Genomic DNA, 16,946 nt, shown 5'->3' with positions numbered 1-16,946 from the left:
ATTTTTAAGCTAGGATCAGCCTGAAATTGTAGGCACCAGAACAACGGAATGCTGCTTCCAACTGCTCAATCGGCATCTAATTTTGGCAAATGTGACATGTTGCCTATTCTTTATCTCCCTGTTCAATATTATTGTTGGATAGCTCTTCTATTAATCTGTATAACTTCTGATGGCCACGCTTTCTACCTGTGTCTTCGACTTTTTTCCTTAAAGCGCCTTTCTTTAAAGAGTCCGTTATTCTAATTGGGCTTATTTTCTCTTTGATTGCGGGAGGTAATAGTTCCCAAATATCAGTGGCTGCAAACTCTTGTGGTAGATTACCTGATTTCAAAACGATTTCAATGTGCTTTGGAAGCTGAAGATTAGCATATTTTACACCGTTTTTATTCGTGTCTTTGGAACGTATTAGCTTTTTTGTTTTTGCAGCTAAATGTTCAAAATCGGGAATTTCCTGCTCTGGGTTGATGAATTCCCACACTTTAAGTCCATATATACTGGCAATCTTATTTGTTCTTTCAAAATCAACAATTGAAGTGCCTTCTTCCATTCCTCTATAAGTACTTTGCCGAATATCGGTAAGCTTTACAAGATCTGGTTGTGACAGCTTGAAATGTGCTCGGTATTTCTTTATTAAGTCCCTGACTCTGTTGTTTTCGTCCACCTTCAATTATTTAATTTATTTTCGATGTTATAATTTTGTAGTTACGATATTTATGCTTACCTTTGTTTTGATGCAGAGAGTCATATCTCTCATTCAATGAGTTCCGTCAACGAAAACGACCATTTTTAAGCCACGGAGCCACATGGGGATTCTATTACCCCGTCACTTACGTATATTTGCGAGGTGCGGGTAGTAGTCCCCTTGCTGGAAACTGTGGCTAAGGTGCTTGGTCGTACCTCGTTGACAGTGGGGCAGGGGGCGCTGCCCGCATTTTGTTTTCCCTTCCCATAAAGGAACTCGCTGAACAACTTTTTAAACTATGATCGCGAGTTTGCCTATTTTATTCAAGGATCGGAATGTCTTTACCTACGTTTTCTGTAGTGTAAAAACACCTCGTCTTTTGGGTGTAATATGCCTCCATCCTTATACAGCCAAAACAACTATTTTAAAGAACGTTATTTGTGCGCCAGAATAAGATTGCTAAACTTATAGGTGAAAAAAGCCCGAAGATGAGCAATTAGCTCACCCAAAGGTCATTTCACCTGTTTGCCGGCTCATAGCTCCTCTAAATCATGTTTATTCTAGAGGTGGTTGAAGGCGAATCTTAAATGTGTTGCAACTGCTAAGATACAACCTATTTTCCATCCTCAAATGGAATGGCAGATCTATTAATGAGATTTGCTATGGCCGGCTTTTGCTTGTATTTATCATTTAAAATCTAGCGACGAGTATATTTATTTGTGGTTACTTCAAAAAATAACCTAATACTATATGGAATAGGCTCATTAGAAAATCCAAAGTCCAACTTGCCTGGCGAATAAAATTCAAGATAATTTTTGACTCTAAACACAATTTTCATGAAAAACCAGTTATGTTTAACGGGCCGATCAAGACTTATCAGCTTTTATAAAATTCTAACTTCTTTTGTTGATAGTTACCGGGCCTGCCGGAGGGCTAAATGGTATTATTGCGAAAATTTTCAGCGATTAATTTTATGTTTTCTTTTGCTTGGCTTTTGTTATTCAACCAAAGGGCAGATAAGGACGTTTAAAGTAGGAGATAGATTACCGGATATCTCAATCTCTCACACGCTTGGGCACGAGATAAATGAAGAGAACCTAAGTGATATCAATAAGCCAATCATTTTGGATTTCTTTGCGACGACCTGTAGCAGTTGTATCGCGATGTTACCACATTTAGATTCAATGCAAAGGAAATACAGAGATTCCCTGAAAGTTTTTGTTATAACTAGAGAATCAGAGAAACGTATCAAAGAGTTTCTTAAAAGCAATTCTAAGGTTAAGAATATCGATCTGACATTTATTGTTGAAGATAGTATTTTGAATCAGTTAATAAAATATCGTACGATCCCACATGAAATATGGATTAGTAAAGAGTTAGAAATAAAAGCGATCACAAGCTCGATGTATGTTTCTGCTTTCAATATTGACTCTTTTATAGCTGGAAAAAATATGAATCTTCCCGTAAAGGACGACTATGTAACTTTTGATATTAATGCAGGAATTGATAATTATGTATTAAATGGAAGACTCTACGGTAAATCAATTTTTACCGGATTTATTGATAATGCACCGATTAATTATTCGGGAGTTAGATACAGTAAAGATAGTCTGCTTAAGGAAGAATTTTATGTCAATTTTGAGCCGTTGCCTTTTTTGCTTGCTGTGCTTCACCGGAGATTCCATCCTAATAGAATAATTCTTAATGTGCAGGACTCCTCTAGAATATTAAAGACTAAGAATGAAAAAATTGATTGGCCGCTTTTAAACACATATTGTTATAGCGCTACATTTCCACCAGATATCTCTGACTCAGTTAGAGTTGCTCGAATCTTTTTGGATTTTGGGTCACATTTGGGCCTGTCAGTTAGAATTCAAAAACGCAAGGTTGCCTGTTATGAATTGGTTCAGATTAGAAAAGACATGCTTCCATTAAAATCAAAAGGTGGCAAGGCGGAGTCGAATTTTTATCCTGACAGCGGACAACCGATTAAAATAAGAAATCGGCCTCTTTCCGTATTAGTTGATTTTTTTAATATCAGGGGCGCAAATCGAAGGGTATCGCCCATTATTGTGAGTCATCTAAAAGACCGAAATATAGATATCGATCTTAATATTAAAAATATCCTTGATATTAAAGAGATAAATCAGGCATTGTATTTATACGGCTTATGCCTGCGAAAAACTCAAATGGAGCTGGATATGATTGTGGTTTCAGATTAGCAACGATTTAATTTATAACTAATAAACTAAAAGAAAATTGTTCATGAAGAATATTTTTATTCTATTGTTTTCAATAACAATTAGTACACATTTAGTTGCGCAAGACTCTCTAAGGTGGCGAATTTTGGATCGCAATTCTAAAGAATCTCTTTCTGGAGCAGTTATTACGTCACTTTATTCAGGTGAGCATGCAGTGTCAGATGATAGTGGATATTTTAGAATGTTGATTAGACCTAAGGATTCTATCCGAATTGAGAGGGTTGGGTATGTGACGGCATTTTTGGAGATACATCAAAATTTGCTTTCGGGCCATGTAATCTTTCTTTCTCCTCTGGATTCAAATAAACTTCGAGAGGTTATTGTGAAAACGGGGTATCAAGCTCTACCGAAGGAAAGAGCAACTGGTTCTTTCATACATATTGATCAAAAGTTACTTAATCGGTCCGTCAGTTCAAATATCATAGATAGGCTTGATGGAGTTACAAATAGCCTTTTGGTAGATAAGTCTGGCACACATACGCCGCTAACTATAAGGGGGGTGGGAACATTAACAGAAAGGCCGGAGGTCAGCAGTCCCTTGATTGTATTGGATAACTTTCCTTATGAGGGAGATATCGATGATATCAATCCGAATGATATACAAGACGTGACTATTCTGCGAGATGCTGCAGCTGCTTCAATCTGGGGCGCGAAGGCGGGAAATGGGGTTATCGTGATTACCACTAAATCCGGAAGATATAATCAGAAGGCAAAATTGACCATTAGTAGTAATTTGATGGTGACTGATAAGCCAGATTTATTTGCTATGTCGCAGATGAGCTCATCGGATTATATTGATTATGAGAAGTTTCTATTTGACAATGGATATTATGATGCTACTTTGTCTGACAACCGTAATTATCCTGTTGTAACTCCGGTTATAAGTATTCTGCAGCAAGAAAGGGATGGAGAGATTAGTTCCTCTGACGCTCAGTTGCAAATAGATGCTTATCGAGATAACGACATTCGCAAAGATTACATGGACTATTTATTTCGCAGGGCATTGCAACAGCAATATGCTGCTAGCATTTCTGGAGGTGGGAAGACATTTTCATATTTGACATCTTTGAGTTATGCCAAAGATCTGTCTTCGTTAGTAGGTGACGACAATCAAAGAACGACTTGGCATTCACAGCTGAAGTTTAGTCCTATAAAGAGACTTTCGCTAGAGTTTAGTTATACAGGCTCATGGGCAAAACAGAATAATAATGGAACGTATCCTATTACCTATATAGATAACACAATTTTGTATCCATATGCTTCGCTGGTTAATGCAGACGGAACACCTGCCTATATCGATAAGGATTATCGCTCAGACTTTAAAGATACGGCAGGAAATGGAAAGTTACTTGATTGGAGTTATTCTCCACTTTTGGATCGAGGAGCAGTTTTGCACGGTATATCTAGATCGAACTTAATACTTAATGCGCATGCAACATATGAGTTTTTACCGTTTATGAAAATTCAATTATTTTATCAGCATGGGGAGGAAAGGACAAAGATTCAGGATTACTTTAAAAAGAATAGCTATTATGCCAGAAACCTGATTAATCTTTTTACTTATATTGATGGAGATGACGTGAGTCATGGCGTTCCAGTTGGCGGTATTCAAGACCTTCAAAGCGTTAGTGCTTTCACTAATAATTTTCGCGGACAAATCGATTTTGATAAAGTCTTTTTAGAGAAGCATGCTGTAAATGCTATCGTGGGTGGGGAGGTTCGACAGGTTGAGACATCTGGAAATAAGAATCGCGTTTATGGGTATAACGATGTAAATGCGACGTTCATAAACACCAATACAGTATATCGCCAACCTGTTCTTGATGGTTTAAGTTACAATCCTGTCGTTCCCAACCTAACAGGGTTTTCCGGTCACTTGAATAGAATGGTCTCTATTTATGGAAATATTGGCTATAATTATGACAATAGAGTTAGCTTATCTTTAAGCGCGAGAAAGGACGCTTCTAATATTTTAGGTGTAGCTACTAACAATAGATGGAAACCATTGTGGTCTGCTGGAGTTTCCTGGATAATCTCTAAGGAAAAGTTCTACAATATCGGCTTCATTCCATATCTTAAATTCAGATCAACACTTGGTTTTAGTGGAAATGTTAATAGTTCAGTTCCGGCGGTTACTACTTTGTCATACAGGACTAATAATTCTGTAACCAGTCACTTACCGTCTGCAAGAATAAGTAACCCACCTAATCCAGATTTGAGATGGGAGAAAATAAAGATGATTAACCTAGCTGTTGATTTTGGAATAGTAGATGGGATATTAGATGGGACAGTCGAGTATTATATCAAGAACTCATCTGATCTTATTACGGCATCGCCAATCGATCTGACATTGACCGGATTTGCCAGTTTGAGGCAAAATGTTGCAAGCCTGGAAGCTCATGGGGTTGATGTTACTTTAGATGCACATATACTTCGAAGGAAGATTAGATGGAATAGCACTTTGATGCTTTCCTACGACAATGTTAAGGTGAGTGAGTATTTTCTTCAAAACCCAGCTCATAGATATATTGGAGACGGTCATGAGATATCACCGAAAATTGGTTTACCTCCCTATAATATTATTAGCTACAAATGGGGTGGACTTAACCCTGAGAATGGCAACCCTATTGGTTTTTTCGAGGGTAAGAGGTCTGAAAATTATATTAACATTTCCAATAAGTCTACTTGGAATGACCTTGTGATTTCTGGACCGGCTGTGCCTCCATATTTCGGTTCATGGCTAAACGAATTCTCGTATAAGAATTTCTCCTTATCATTCAATATTTCCTACAAATTTGGCTACTACTTCAGAAGACCAACAATAAATTATACGTCAGTAAATAGCGGTGGATTTAGTAATGCTGATTTTAATAAAAGGTGGAAAGAGTCGGGCGATGAGAATTATACTGACATCCCGTCTTTGATTTACCCCGCCGATTACTATAGAGATAATTTTTTCACTAATTCCGTGGTTACAGTTGAAAAAGGGGATAACATTAGATTAAAAGATGTCAAGCTGGCGTACCGCTTTCCAGATGATGGTAAATGGCCTGCTATTGAAGCATATATATACGGAGATAATTTAGGCATATTATGGAGGAGAAATGGTTTAGGGCTAGATCCAGATGTTTATTTAAGATATCCGAAACCTAGATCGTTTTCGATTGGGATGAAAATTAATTTTTAATATTAAATTACCACTTATGACGACAAAATATCCTTATTCCAGAACCATATGTTTTTTCGTTACATTAATTTTCTTATCGGTTTTTTGCTCTTGCAAGAAGTATTTGGAGAAATCTCCCGATAAGTCTTTGACCATACCTCACTCAGTAGGCGATTTACGGGCTATTTTAGACAATAATATGACAATGAATGATGGCTATTCGTCTTATGGAGCATTGGCTAGTGACGATTATTTTTTAACTGATGATGTATACGGCTCGTTATCGTCAAATACCACTCTTCCGTATTATAATTGGGGGCTAGAGAGGGAGCCGACAGATGTACGGACAGACTGGCTTAACGCCTATCGGAGAATATTCTGCTCTAATATAGTCCTCGAATATTCGGAGAAAGTTGGTTTAGATGGAGCTAAACGCTCCGATCTCAGGGCAGTTATGGGAGAGGCTTTGTTCTATCGTGGACTAACCCATTTTCAGCTTGCACAAGTTTATGCATTGCCTTATAATCCAGCATCCGCGTCTGAACGCCTGGGTGTGCCGTTAAGACTGACCTCAGATTTTAATGTTAAGGCGACTCGGCCTACACTTCAACAGAATTATGATCAAATTATAGAGGATTTGGAGTCAGCAGCTAAATTTCTTCCTAAAGTACAATCGACCCTGCTTAGGCCCAATAAGGCGGCTGTCTATGCGGCTCTGTCAAATGTTATGTTAGTTGTACAGGATTTTAAAAGTGCGGCTGCATTCTCAGACTCTTGTTTGGAATTGCAAAACAAATTAATTGATTATAATGATATCGACACGAGTGCCGCTATACCTTTTCCTTACTTCAACACTGAGACAATTTGGTACGCTGATGTCGGTTATAATGCGGTATTATTGCCTAGTAAAGCGTTAGTTGACTCGACGCTTTACCGAAGTTATGCAGATAATGATCTGAGAAAGGTACTTTATTTTGATAGCTATAACGGCAAGGTGGCCTTTAATGGATATTATAATGGCGGGGCCGGTGGTAATAAACTCTATGGAGGATTTTCTGTTGATGAGGTATACCTTATAAAAGCCGAATCTGAAGCGAGACTCGGTAATCTTTCCGAAGCGGTGAGTATAATAAATAGTCTTTGTAAAAATAGATTTGAAAAACGGGGATATACTGCTTTTAGTTCCAGTAGCTCGAAAGAAGTTGTAGGTTTTATTCTTGACATGCGGCGCAAGGAGTTATGTTTTAGAAGAATGTGTCGGTGGATTGACATTCGCAGGTTAAATCAGCTAGGTGGAGATAAGATTATTCCCAAAAGGATTATTAACGGCAAGTTATATGAACTGCCACCTGATAATCTACATTATGCATTTTTGATTCCTGACGCAGCAATAGATTACAGCGATTTTGCACAAAATGCTAGGTAGTAAACAAAAAGCAGGTAAGTTGGAGACTTCACACCTTACCTGCTTTATAAAGAGACGTACAGGCTAGTTTTTGAAAGAAATAACCTGAGACGTATTAGCACCACTTGAAGGATCGTCGTGAAGGCTTTGAAGATCAGATTCAAGATCGCTTCCATTAGGGATATCTGGCTCAGATCCTATGGCTGGGGCGGTAAAGCCACAGAATTCGGCAGATCCTTGACAATTATTGGTTGATTGTACATAATCTGAAGGATCGGTCGATACCTGAGTGATGCCAGATTTTAGCTCCCAAAATGGGTCGGTGTTGGTCTTTGTAAAGCCACTAGTGACCATGACTAGTGCCATTCCGGCTGCAACTGCTAATGCCGGAAGGGTTTTTGCGATGTGTTTCATTTAAAAAGTATTTGTAATGTAAAAAAATGTAATACCAGTGTCGTCCGGCGCCTGACTTCATGACGCCGCAACTTGTGAACAATCTGCTTACTCTTTTTTGGGTTTTCAGCTTACTTCCCGTAAAGCATGCCTACTCAATTGCACTCGCCCTTGAGGTTCTTATATCTAGATAATTGGTATTTCTTCCTTTTTCTATCTGTAAATAATATCCGGTGGCAGCAACAGCCGTAAATATTAAGTTAAGTACCAGGTGGCCGCGCCATCCAAGGATTTGAAATATGCCTCCGCAGGCACAGGGGAGATCTCCAAAGACATTGCCTAAAGCTAAGCCGACATATATCGTGAAGCATGACATTAATAACAAAGAGAGCAAAAGGCCGATTCTTGTCGTTCTTTGAAAACATAGCAGCGCGACTGTCAAGATTTCTACGCTAGGTAGTGCCCATGTTAGTATAGAGAGGGACCATTCAGGCAGTGGCTGCTTGGATAATTGCATTTTGAATATATCATATTGCAGTAACTTACTTCCTGCTGCATAAATCCATAGCAAAATAAGTAAGGAACAAATGATTGATATGATTAAACTACGTTTCATTTTCGCTATTTTGAGCGTTCGGTCACTTTTTATTAAAGAATATAATTACCAATGGCTATTGCCAACTGTGGTTCCTATTGCAGCTATACTCTCAGATTCAGATTTGTGTTTGAGCTACCCTTTGAAATACCTGTGAGCTGGGATAATATTAGCTTATTTATGCAGCCTCATCAAGCGGTAATAATATTCCAATATTGGGAGATTCATTCGATATAATCATCCTTATTTCAATTACAAAGTTCAGCTACTGATATGGCGCAAAAAACAGAAAATAGGTAAATTTTACCTCCTTTTTTGATGAAACCGGTCTTTTTTTGGTGGGAATAGCTTTTTAGGCGCCGTGCATTGTTATGTAGCCTTTTTCCAGAACTTATTGTAAGCATACCGGAAACTGCTTTCGTTGTTGTATCCGACTTTAAAATAGACGTCGCTAAATAACATTCCTTCCTTTTCCAGCAACTGCTTCGCCATCTTCATACGTTGGAGCGTGCAATAGTCATGTATTGTAATGTGATAGGCTGCCTTGAATTTATTGTTGAGTGTACGTACGGTAATGTAGTGCAGGGAAGCCAGTTTGTTGTATTTGAGATCATGGTCGGTATAATGCTCATCAATATATTGTTTCACTTTATAGGCGATCATGCCTTGTGAAGCGGCCAAAAGTGTGTCGTAGTGATCGAGTGTCAGCGATATAAACATACGAAAAGTGCTATCCTGAACGACAGTATTGGTATGGGGTGTTGAGATCGCTTCCGCCAGCCATTGCTCTACTTGCCTATCGATCCGGCAATGTGGCATAATGTTATAGGGCTGTGTTGCGTTTAGCATTTCCTGCAGGAGGGGATTTAGATTGGCAAATTCCTGAAAGTTTCTTTTTGCCCAACTGACCTTAATTGCGACAACAAATGCGACATGTTTTCCTGCCCCCATACGAGCCTTAAACATGCCAGGTCCATTATGAGACAGATAGAAGTTCTTTTTCTGGGCTTTCGTTATATAGAGACCATCTGCAGTACTAAACTCCATACCACCCTCCAGCATATATAGAAAAAACAGTTGGTCTTCGTTGACTTGGAAGGGTAACTCGAATGGGACGCCTGTATGGATTTCGACCGCATTGGCAGAAAAATGCAGCCGGTTAAGCTTTTGGCTAAGTATGTCAACACCCGGAAATTGATAGTAAACTGCTTCCTCCGCTTTTGGAACAGGTACCCTGCACCAGCTAGGGAGCCTCCCTTTCACGTTCTTTGTCGCTTTTGGCCTTTCTGAAAAGCAGATCACATAGGGAGGGTTCGTATTATAATCATTTTTTCTCATATTTTATTTTGGGGGACGGCGACATTCGGCAGTAGAAAACTGTTTGACTATATCAAATAGATAAGTGCACTTTAAATCGGCCTGCCGGCTTGTGTGGGTCAAAATGCGGATTTGCGCTTTTGCTGCATTTTGACACAGTAATCTGGCCTATCAACTGTCACATTTAAATTCTTTTGTAACTGGAGGAGCAAGTAGTAAAGCAACGGCGACAGATCTTACCGCCGTTGCCTATTGTCACCATCTCGCTGGTGCTATGCGCCTTTTCCTGTCGATACCAGTTATGAAGTCGCCGTCGTGGCTGGCTTTCGGGCAGGCAGCATTATCAATATTCAGGGGCTGCTGCAACAAGTGCCATATTAATTGATTTTTCTGCCCCATCAACAGGCGTCATTCATCTAAGGCTGGATGAATTAAAATACCACGACCCCCTTAAAAAGTATTTAATACACGGTAATTTTGGTCGGAGCCCAAAATTACCGGAGTAAACAGTTTTTAATATAAGTTTGTCCGCTCCTCTATTGATTAAGGTAGCCGGAGGAATAGCTGTTTTATTATAGCGGTATAACGGGGATTTTTTAACCCCTACCTCGTCAGAAGCAGATAAATGAATGCCCGCTTAGCTCCATGATGACCGGTGCTCATTAGTAATGCTTAGCTGCTCAATTGGTTAAGTTGAGCGGCCGCTGCCAGGACACTTGTCACACTGTTTCTGTCTCCTTTGCCAATATCCATTAAGAACAATTCGAATTTGTTTTTACCCGCTGCCGGATACGCCGTTAGCCGAAACTCGGGCATGGTGAACATGTTGTATTCGTAATTGTTGTAGACAGTCGGGGCTTGGTGCCCCAACTGTACTTTAAGCCTTTTTCCGATATTGAAAAACATGAATATACTTTGAACCGGCTGATAGAAATACAACTTGACGTTTTGGTGCGCCACAAAGGAGTATTTCCAGAATGCGTTATCCATATAGGATTTCCTTTGAATAAGGATATCCACCCTGGGATCAGATACTGCCCAGATATCAGCCAAATGAAAGAGGCCTTGTGAGAGGCTCTTAGGGGGTGTATTTGTGTATTTTACTTGCTGATCTTCTATCTCGATATGTAATATTGCGTTCATAATTGGGGTTATTTTGATGTTCTGCCCCAAAGATCAAACACAGTTACCGCAAAGACTTTGTAAAAAGTAAATTATTATTAGCTTTTTGTAAATATTTTTGTTGATTCTTATATTATTAGACTGCAAAATTGCGCCTTCTTAGACAACTATTGGTCATCCAGGCGTATTGAATCAATGTCGCTTTGTCCATTTCTGAAGAAACCCGGTGGGTGTTTGTATTTGGCTTTGAAAGCTCTGTTGAAATTCGCCAGGCAAGTGTATCCCAAGATTAGCGCAATTTCCGATATTCTCTTGTCCCGTTCATGAACAACCATCTGTAATGCTTTGTCGAGCCGGTACGCTATCCAGTGTTGTTTTATGGTTATATTAAACATTTCTTTGAATTCTCGATGCAGCGTGGTGGGGTTTGTTTGTGCAAATTGAGCGAGTTCATCTATACCGGGGAACTTGGAAAGATTTTCGATCGCCTTGTAGTAAATTTCATGCATTAGCAGCGTCCTTTTATCATCCAGAGAGGAACTGTAGGTTCCCATTTTGTACGCCACGGCATGCGCAATGAGGCCTTCGACATTTTTGTCGACTACCGGCAAATAGGCTGGGCCACTATTCAGATAATGCAAAATAGAGCGGGCAAGGTCTGTCATAAAAAGTGTGCAGGGGGCATGGAGATCAAAAACCCTTTTAGGTGTTTTATGCTCCATGGCATTCAGCAAGGGTTCCATAACTGATGGAAAATCGATCATTAGTTCATTCAGGAACACGTCTTTCAAATGGATGTCAAGTGTACAATAGAATTGTCCTTTTTTAAATCTTACAAGAGAATCAACGAATGGGAGATAGGTAATATTGAAAGCACCTTGCGGGATTTCAGCTGGTTGTAGTCCTCCCAGATGATTGTATACCTGGTTGGTCAGCATCATGGTGTATTCAACAGTGGAGCCTGCGGATTGTACACGGGTTTCCCTGCTGTCACGGACATCATAAAGGTTGATGTAGAGGGTGTATTTGGCCCGGTCAAAAAAGTGGAAGTGCATGTCGGACCAGCCGCTATGCAGGGAAATGACTCCGCTTTCGGGCAGGAATATGCCGTTCTTGCCCTTTTTATAGGGAATATTATTCCAATAGTGGGTGTCATTTTTTGACGATTTTATGTCGAAGAAACTATTGTCCATTTTTCTGTCAAGTAGTACTTAAAAATTACCAGATCTTATGATAAACTGCTTGTAACTTTGGCATTATAGCTGCAGCGGAGATGTGCCGAACTGTGGTAAAGATACGTAATTGCAGTAATTGTGGCGTTTAAAATGGGAAAATCATGATAGTTGGCTTGGCGCAAGTAGCGCTGCCGTATCTTTAAAACGAACTTTTCTGAAATATATATGCGAGAATTAGGAATAAAGTGCAGCCTGTTTGAGAAACCCCGGATTGCTGTCATTACTGACATACTTGTTTTGTGAAAGCCACTAAAACACAACAAAGTCACAAAAAAATCTATTAATAGTATCATACTAGCAAAAACGTAGAAGTTTTCGCTTCACATTTGCCGATCCGGTTTTGGCTGAAAATGGAAGCTGAATGGCGCCCTTTAAGCGGAGGTATTTATCTGCAAAAAAGCGTCAATCCAGCCTATAAGTATGTTGGAAATGGGTCAAGCACCTCAATAAGAGGCTTCATTGCCGCATTTCTATTGAAGTTATCTACCGGTATTGTCATCATCATAACAGCGAAACTTCATGCAGCAGTGTCAGAAGGATGGAAAGAATAGTCAATTATCAACCAACAGGCAGATTTCTGTGCTCCTTTCTATTTGTCAGTATAGAAGCTTGTTTGATTTAATGGCTGCAACGCTGTTCCAGACAAAAGCCGAGTTGGTACGTCATATACTCAATAAGAGAGCCGTCGTTGCGGTGTACTATGGTGACAGCCTTGACGGTTTATTAAAAGAGATAGCCGCTGTGGAAATGGAGCTAGACATTTACAGCGGATCTATCAGAAGGCTTGCCAGGAGCCTCTACACGGTTCAGGATCCCGAGGTCCGGCTCTCTTACGTCGAAACGGCGGTATCCATTTATCAGAAGGTGGGTGATCAAATTCCGGTACTGTATGAACTGGTTGGCAGGATTGCCGGCAAATTGAGCGCTACTGAGTAAAAGCCGGTTTTTTATTGTAGGACGTCTAGTTCACACCATTAGCTTAGTCAGGCCTCCGTTTGGGCCCGGCTATCCTGAGCGGAGAATAGCGCATGAAGGGTTGTTTCAGGTGGAAGGATGATCAGGCGTTATCGATGGCTCTTTGAAGCAGGCAGGGTGCTTAGTTTTTAGCCGCCGGTAGTTCGTATAATTTTGATTTGTTAATCTTTTTAGATTTAATAGCGATGAGCGTATTGGAGAAAGACGGCAAGGCCCCGGTGCATAAAATGTTTACTTTTGGGGTATCCGGAAAAATATATGCGGAACTGCTGGAACAGAAAAGAGCAGGCGGCTTCCCCTCGATGAGCGCACTGATCCGGGAGCGTATTGACAACAGAAAGGTGATTGTCAGGCATGAAGAATTTGCACTAGATGAGGTAATGTGGGCGCTTTTCAGGCTGTATAATCATTTAAGCAGTATGGATATTGATTTACGGGGCATTTCTGCTATCCAAATGGAGGCCCCTGACGAGGAAGGGATTCCAACGCGATCTGCGGCCGGGAGCATAGATGCCCGTGTAGAGGCTGTCCGCCATAGGATAACGCCCCTGCTTGATAGGATTACTAAACTTTCAGAAAAATGGTTGCCAGAGTAAATTTTTCCGGCTCGATGAGCAGTACGTTGAACTACAATGAAAAGAAAGTAGACGCTTCAGCTGCCAAATTGCTCTTTGCATCTGGGTTTGGCACAGATGCAGCACATCTTTCGGCCCAAAGAAAACTGGAGGTGTTTCGAAAACTGAGCCGCCAGAACACTAGGTCGAAGGCTAGTGTCATGCATGTTTCACTGAACTTTATAAAGGAGGATACGCTGGATTCGACAAAATTGATCCAGATCACTGGCGACTATATGCGGGGTATCGGTTTTGATAAACAACCTTATCTGGTTTATCAGCATTTTGACGCCGGACATCCTCATGTGCATCTGGTCAGTGTTGCTATTGAGGAGGGAGGCAGGCGCATGCCCACGCAGCGGTTGGGGTGGGAGGCTTCCCTGGCGGTAGCCAGGGTGATAGACCAGTTCTATGGACTTCACCCGATGGGAGACCGGCACAGCAGACAAAATATTCAGTTGGAAAGGGTTCCTTTGCACCGGATCCGTTATGGAGAGATGTCTACCTGGATGGCTATTTCCTCTGTTGTAAGCCAGGTTGAAAAAAGCTATAACACTGGCTCTTTACCGCAGTTCAATGCTGTCTTGAATCAATTTGGCATCATGGCAGATGCCGGCCGCCCCGGGAGCAGGCTGCATGCCAATCGGGGACTGATTTACTATCTGTTAGATGAACAGGGTAAACGGGTGGGCAAGGCCATCAAATCCAGCAATATTTTCGGCTCGCCGACGTTAAAACTGCTGGAAAGACGTTTCGCTGTCAATGAAATGAGTCGAGGGGCTCTCCGGATGCGGCTCAGATATCATCTGGATAAAGCGCTCATCAGTGGGGCAAATCAGGCGGAAATGGAAACACGGTTGCGAGCACAAGGTATACGCATTGTTTTTAACACAAACCCGGAAGGTAAAGTCTTTGGGGCTACCTTTATTGATAATGGTGCCCGCTCAGTCTTTAATGACTGGGAGCTGGGAAAGAAATATCATTATGAAACTTTTCTAAGTATAGCAAGAGTGCCTGATAATAATATGCTTGGGCCTGTGCTGCCTAATATCGGGTTATCGCAGGAAGCGAATGGTCTGCAATTGACCTGTTCTGATCAGACAAAAGATGCCGCCGAGGCGCCTGGCGGGGAGCCTCAGGAAGAGAGCCGCCTTTATCCTGGCAATGAATTGCCCGTTTTTGAAATTTTAAGGGATCATCTATATTATGATAAAGACCGCTATAGGCAGCAGCGTGCATTATCAAAAAGGAAGCAGCAGCGTAAGGGTTTAGAGCTGGGTTTATAGATATTATGAACTGGATTCCATTTCAGGTAGCAGCTTTCAGGTAAGGAGTCGCAGATATGCACAGGCGATCACAGCTATCAAGTATTGTCTGCAAATTATTATGCATTTAATATTACTGTTGATTCGCTCAAATCCAGATAGCTATTCTTACCAGAACACGGTATAAAGCGCCGTCAATATCCCCATGATGATAATGGATCCAAATGCAAAGCCGGCATTGATTTTAAACATAGAGGTATCGACTTTGATGATAGACTGTTCGTCTTTTACGGCCTGACTGGGCTTCACGAGGCTCATGACAACCATGGTCGCGGTTATCACGACAAAGGTGATGCCCATTCTGTCTAAAAATGGATAATCCGGGAACAGGCCGCCCGTCCATTCGGGCAGAAATTTGAGGACCGTTGAGAGTGGAATCGTCAGTAAGGCGCCTGTCATGGCGGCAGCGGTGGTGGTCCGCTTCCAGTAGAAACCCAATAGGAAGATGGCCAGCACGCCGGGAGAGATAAATCCGACGTATTCCTGGATAAACTGATAGGCCTGGTCCAGGGACTTTAAAGCAGGGGCTATCAAGGCCGCGATCGTTAAACTGACGATGACGACCCATTTGCCTATACCGACCATTTTCTTTTCGGAAGCGTTTTTATTGATATGCTTTTTATAGATGTCCAGTGAGAATATCGTAGAGATACTATTGGCTTTCCCGGCAAGAGAGGCCACCACTGCAGCCGTAAGGGCCGCGAAGGCAACTCCCTTAAGCCCGGAAGGTAACAGGTTCATCAGCGTGGGGTAGGCGTGGTCCGGCTTGACAACGCCGGCTACATCTGCCATCTCTGCATGAAACATACCCCTGCTATGCAGTACATACATGACGATACCCGGTAAAACGGCAATCACCGGCACGAGCAGCTTCAAAAAGGCTGCAAATAAAATTCCTTTGCGGGCTGTTTTCAGATCAGCGCCCAGTGCCCTTTGTACAATATATTGATTACAGCCCCAATAGGCAAGGTTATTAACCAGCATGCCACCCACCAGCACAGAGATACCTGGCAGGTCTTTATAATAGGGGTTGGATGGCTTGAAGATCATATGGAAATGCTCGGGGGCCTCTTTTCGCAGTATAGACAACCCTTTGAGAATGTCTTTGCCAAAACCAAACTGGTCTGATAATAATGTAAGTGCCAGGTAAGTGGTGACCAGGCCGCCGATGATTAAAACCAATACCTGAACCACATCCGTATAACCAATGACTTTCATGCCACCCAGTGTGACAAACAGCGCAAACAGGACCAGGGCGAATACGCTCCAGCCAAAGCTGATGGTGGAGATAGAGGAGATGGCCAGTGCGCCCAGATAGATAATGGAGGTCAGATTGACAAATACATAAACCAATAACCAGAAAATCGCCATAATGCTGCTGACGCTGTCACTGTAGCGCTTCGCCAGAAACTGGGGCATGGTGTAGATCTTGTTTTTCAGATACACCGGTATGATAAATATGGCGACAATAATCAGGGTCGCTGCCGCCATCCATTCGTAGGAGGAGATGGCCAGGCCCAACGCAAAGCCGGAGCCGGACATGCCGATAAAATGTTCTGCGGATATATTGGAAGCAATCAGTGAAGCACCAATGGCCCACCAGGTAAGAGAGCCTTCGGCCAGAAAGAAATCTTTGGAGTCTGTAGTCTGGGCCTTTTTTTTGCGATAAATATAATAACCATACAGGGAAACGGCAACAAAATAGATAAAAAATACAATATAATCGGCTGTTTGCAGCTGCTTCATTTTCTGTTTTTATCGGTAAAAGGAATGAGGGGGTCAACCCGTGTTATGGCTTTGTACTGCCAATCTCTTTACTATTGATTGCTGTGCCATTGTTAATAAAGTTAGGCTTG

General features: G+C 41.4%; 13 protein-coding genes. 6 read left to right on the top strand and 7 right to left on the bottom strand.

Translation table 11 applies throughout. From position 1 onward, the window contains the following. Positions 1-103 precede the first annotated feature (103 nt). Positions 104-661 (bottom strand): helix-turn-helix transcriptional regulator, encoded by a 558-nt coding sequence (locus K9M52_RS03055; RefSeq protein ID WP_224070597.1) that lies wholly within the window; start codon positions 659-661, stop codon positions 104-106. 857 nt (positions 662-1,518) lie between these two features. On the opposite strand from K9M52_RS03055, the gene K9M52_RS03050 reads away from it, so the two are divergent. From K9M52_RS03050 to K9M52_RS03040, 3 genes are read left to right on the top strand one after another with little or no spacing between them, the layout of a single operon-like run. Next, a complete protein-coding gene (locus K9M52_RS03050; protein ID WP_224070596.1) occupies positions 1,519-2,904 on the top strand; it encodes a TlpA family protein disulfide reductase in 1,386 nt (461 codons plus the stop codon). A gap of 43 nt (positions 2,905-2,947) precedes the next feature. Beyond that, positions 2,948-6,130 (top strand): SusC/RagA family TonB-linked outer membrane protein, encoded by a 3,183-nt coding sequence (locus K9M52_RS03045; RefSeq protein WP_224070595.1) that lies wholly within the window; start codon positions 2,948-2,950, stop codon positions 6,128-6,130. A 16-nt stretch (positions 6,131-6,146) separates the two neighbouring features. Beyond that, a complete protein-coding gene (locus K9M52_RS03040; RefSeq protein ID WP_224070594.1) occupies positions 6,147-7,535 on the top strand; it encodes a RagB/SusD family nutrient uptake outer membrane protein in 1,389 nt (462 codons plus the stop codon). Between the two features lie 63 nt (positions 7,536-7,598). Here the strand turns inward: K9M52_RS03040 and K9M52_RS03035 are convergent, their stop codons facing one another. From K9M52_RS03035 to K9M52_RS03015, 5 genes are all read right to left on the bottom strand, one after another. Continuing rightward, entirely contained in the window at positions 7,599-7,928 is a 330-nt protein-coding gene (locus tag K9M52_RS03035; protein ID WP_224070593.1) for a hypothetical protein, read from the bottom strand. A gap of 130 nt (positions 7,929-8,058) precedes the next feature. Continuing rightward, on the bottom strand, positions 8,059-8,523 hold the full coding sequence (locus K9M52_RS03030; protein WP_224070592.1) for a MauE/DoxX family redox-associated membrane protein: 465 nt from the start codon (positions 8,521-8,523) through the stop codon (positions 8,059-8,061). A 348-nt stretch (positions 8,524-8,871) separates the two neighbouring features. Continuing rightward, positions 8,872-9,840, bottom strand: a complete 969-nt coding sequence (locus K9M52_RS03025; protein WP_224070591.1) for a helix-turn-helix domain-containing protein — start codon at positions 9,838-9,840, stop codon at positions 8,872-8,874. 651 nt (positions 9,841-10,491) lie between these two features. Next, positions 10,492-10,962, bottom strand: a complete 471-nt coding sequence (locus tag K9M52_RS03020) for a hypothetical protein (RefSeq protein ID WP_224070590.1) — start codon at positions 10,960-10,962, stop codon at positions 10,492-10,494. A 146-nt stretch (positions 10,963-11,108) separates the two neighbouring features. Next, positions 11,109-12,134, bottom strand: coding sequence for a helix-turn-helix domain-containing protein (locus tag K9M52_RS03015; RefSeq protein WP_224070589.1), 1,026 nt, complete (start codon positions 12,132-12,134; stop codon positions 11,109-11,111). A 561-nt stretch (positions 12,135-12,695) separates the two neighbouring features. Here K9M52_RS03015 and K9M52_RS03010 point away from each other — a divergent pair. The 3 genes from K9M52_RS03010 to K9M52_RS03000 all read left to right on the top strand — a co-directional run bounded on the left by K9M52_RS03010 (position 12,696) and on the right by K9M52_RS03000 (position 15,051). Beyond that, positions 12,696-13,112 (top strand): hypothetical protein, encoded by a 417-nt coding sequence (locus K9M52_RS03010; protein WP_224070588.1) that lies wholly within the window; start codon positions 12,696-12,698, stop codon positions 13,110-13,112. Positions 13,113-13,336: 224 nt separating this feature from the next. Continuing rightward, positions 13,337-13,747: a hypothetical protein gene (locus K9M52_RS03005; RefSeq protein ID WP_224070587.1), complete on the top strand. Its 411-nt coding sequence runs from the start codon at positions 13,337-13,339 to the stop codon at positions 13,745-13,747. Positions 13,748-13,761: 14 nt separating this feature from the next. Beyond that, positions 13,762-15,051: a relaxase/mobilization nuclease domain-containing protein gene (locus K9M52_RS03000; protein WP_224070586.1), complete on the top strand. Its 1,290-nt coding sequence runs from the start codon at positions 13,762-13,764 to the stop codon at positions 15,049-15,051. 147 nt (positions 15,052-15,198) lie between these two features. Here the strand turns inward: K9M52_RS03000 and K9M52_RS02995 are convergent, their stop codons facing one another. Beyond that, entirely contained in the window at positions 15,199-16,836 is a 1,638-nt protein-coding gene (locus K9M52_RS02995) for a sodium/sugar symporter (protein WP_224070585.1), read from the bottom strand. Between the last annotated feature and the right edge of the window lie 110 nt (positions 16,837-16,946).

Origin of the sequence: Arachidicoccus terrestris, from assembly GCF_020042345.1 — a bacterium.
In the GTDB taxonomy this organism is placed as follows: domain Bacteria; phylum Bacteroidota; class Bacteroidia; order Chitinophagales; family Chitinophagaceae; genus Arachidicoccus; species Arachidicoccus terrestris.
Note: the sequence above shows the minus strand (reverse complement) of the source record. Positions and strands in the feature narration are given on the sequence as shown.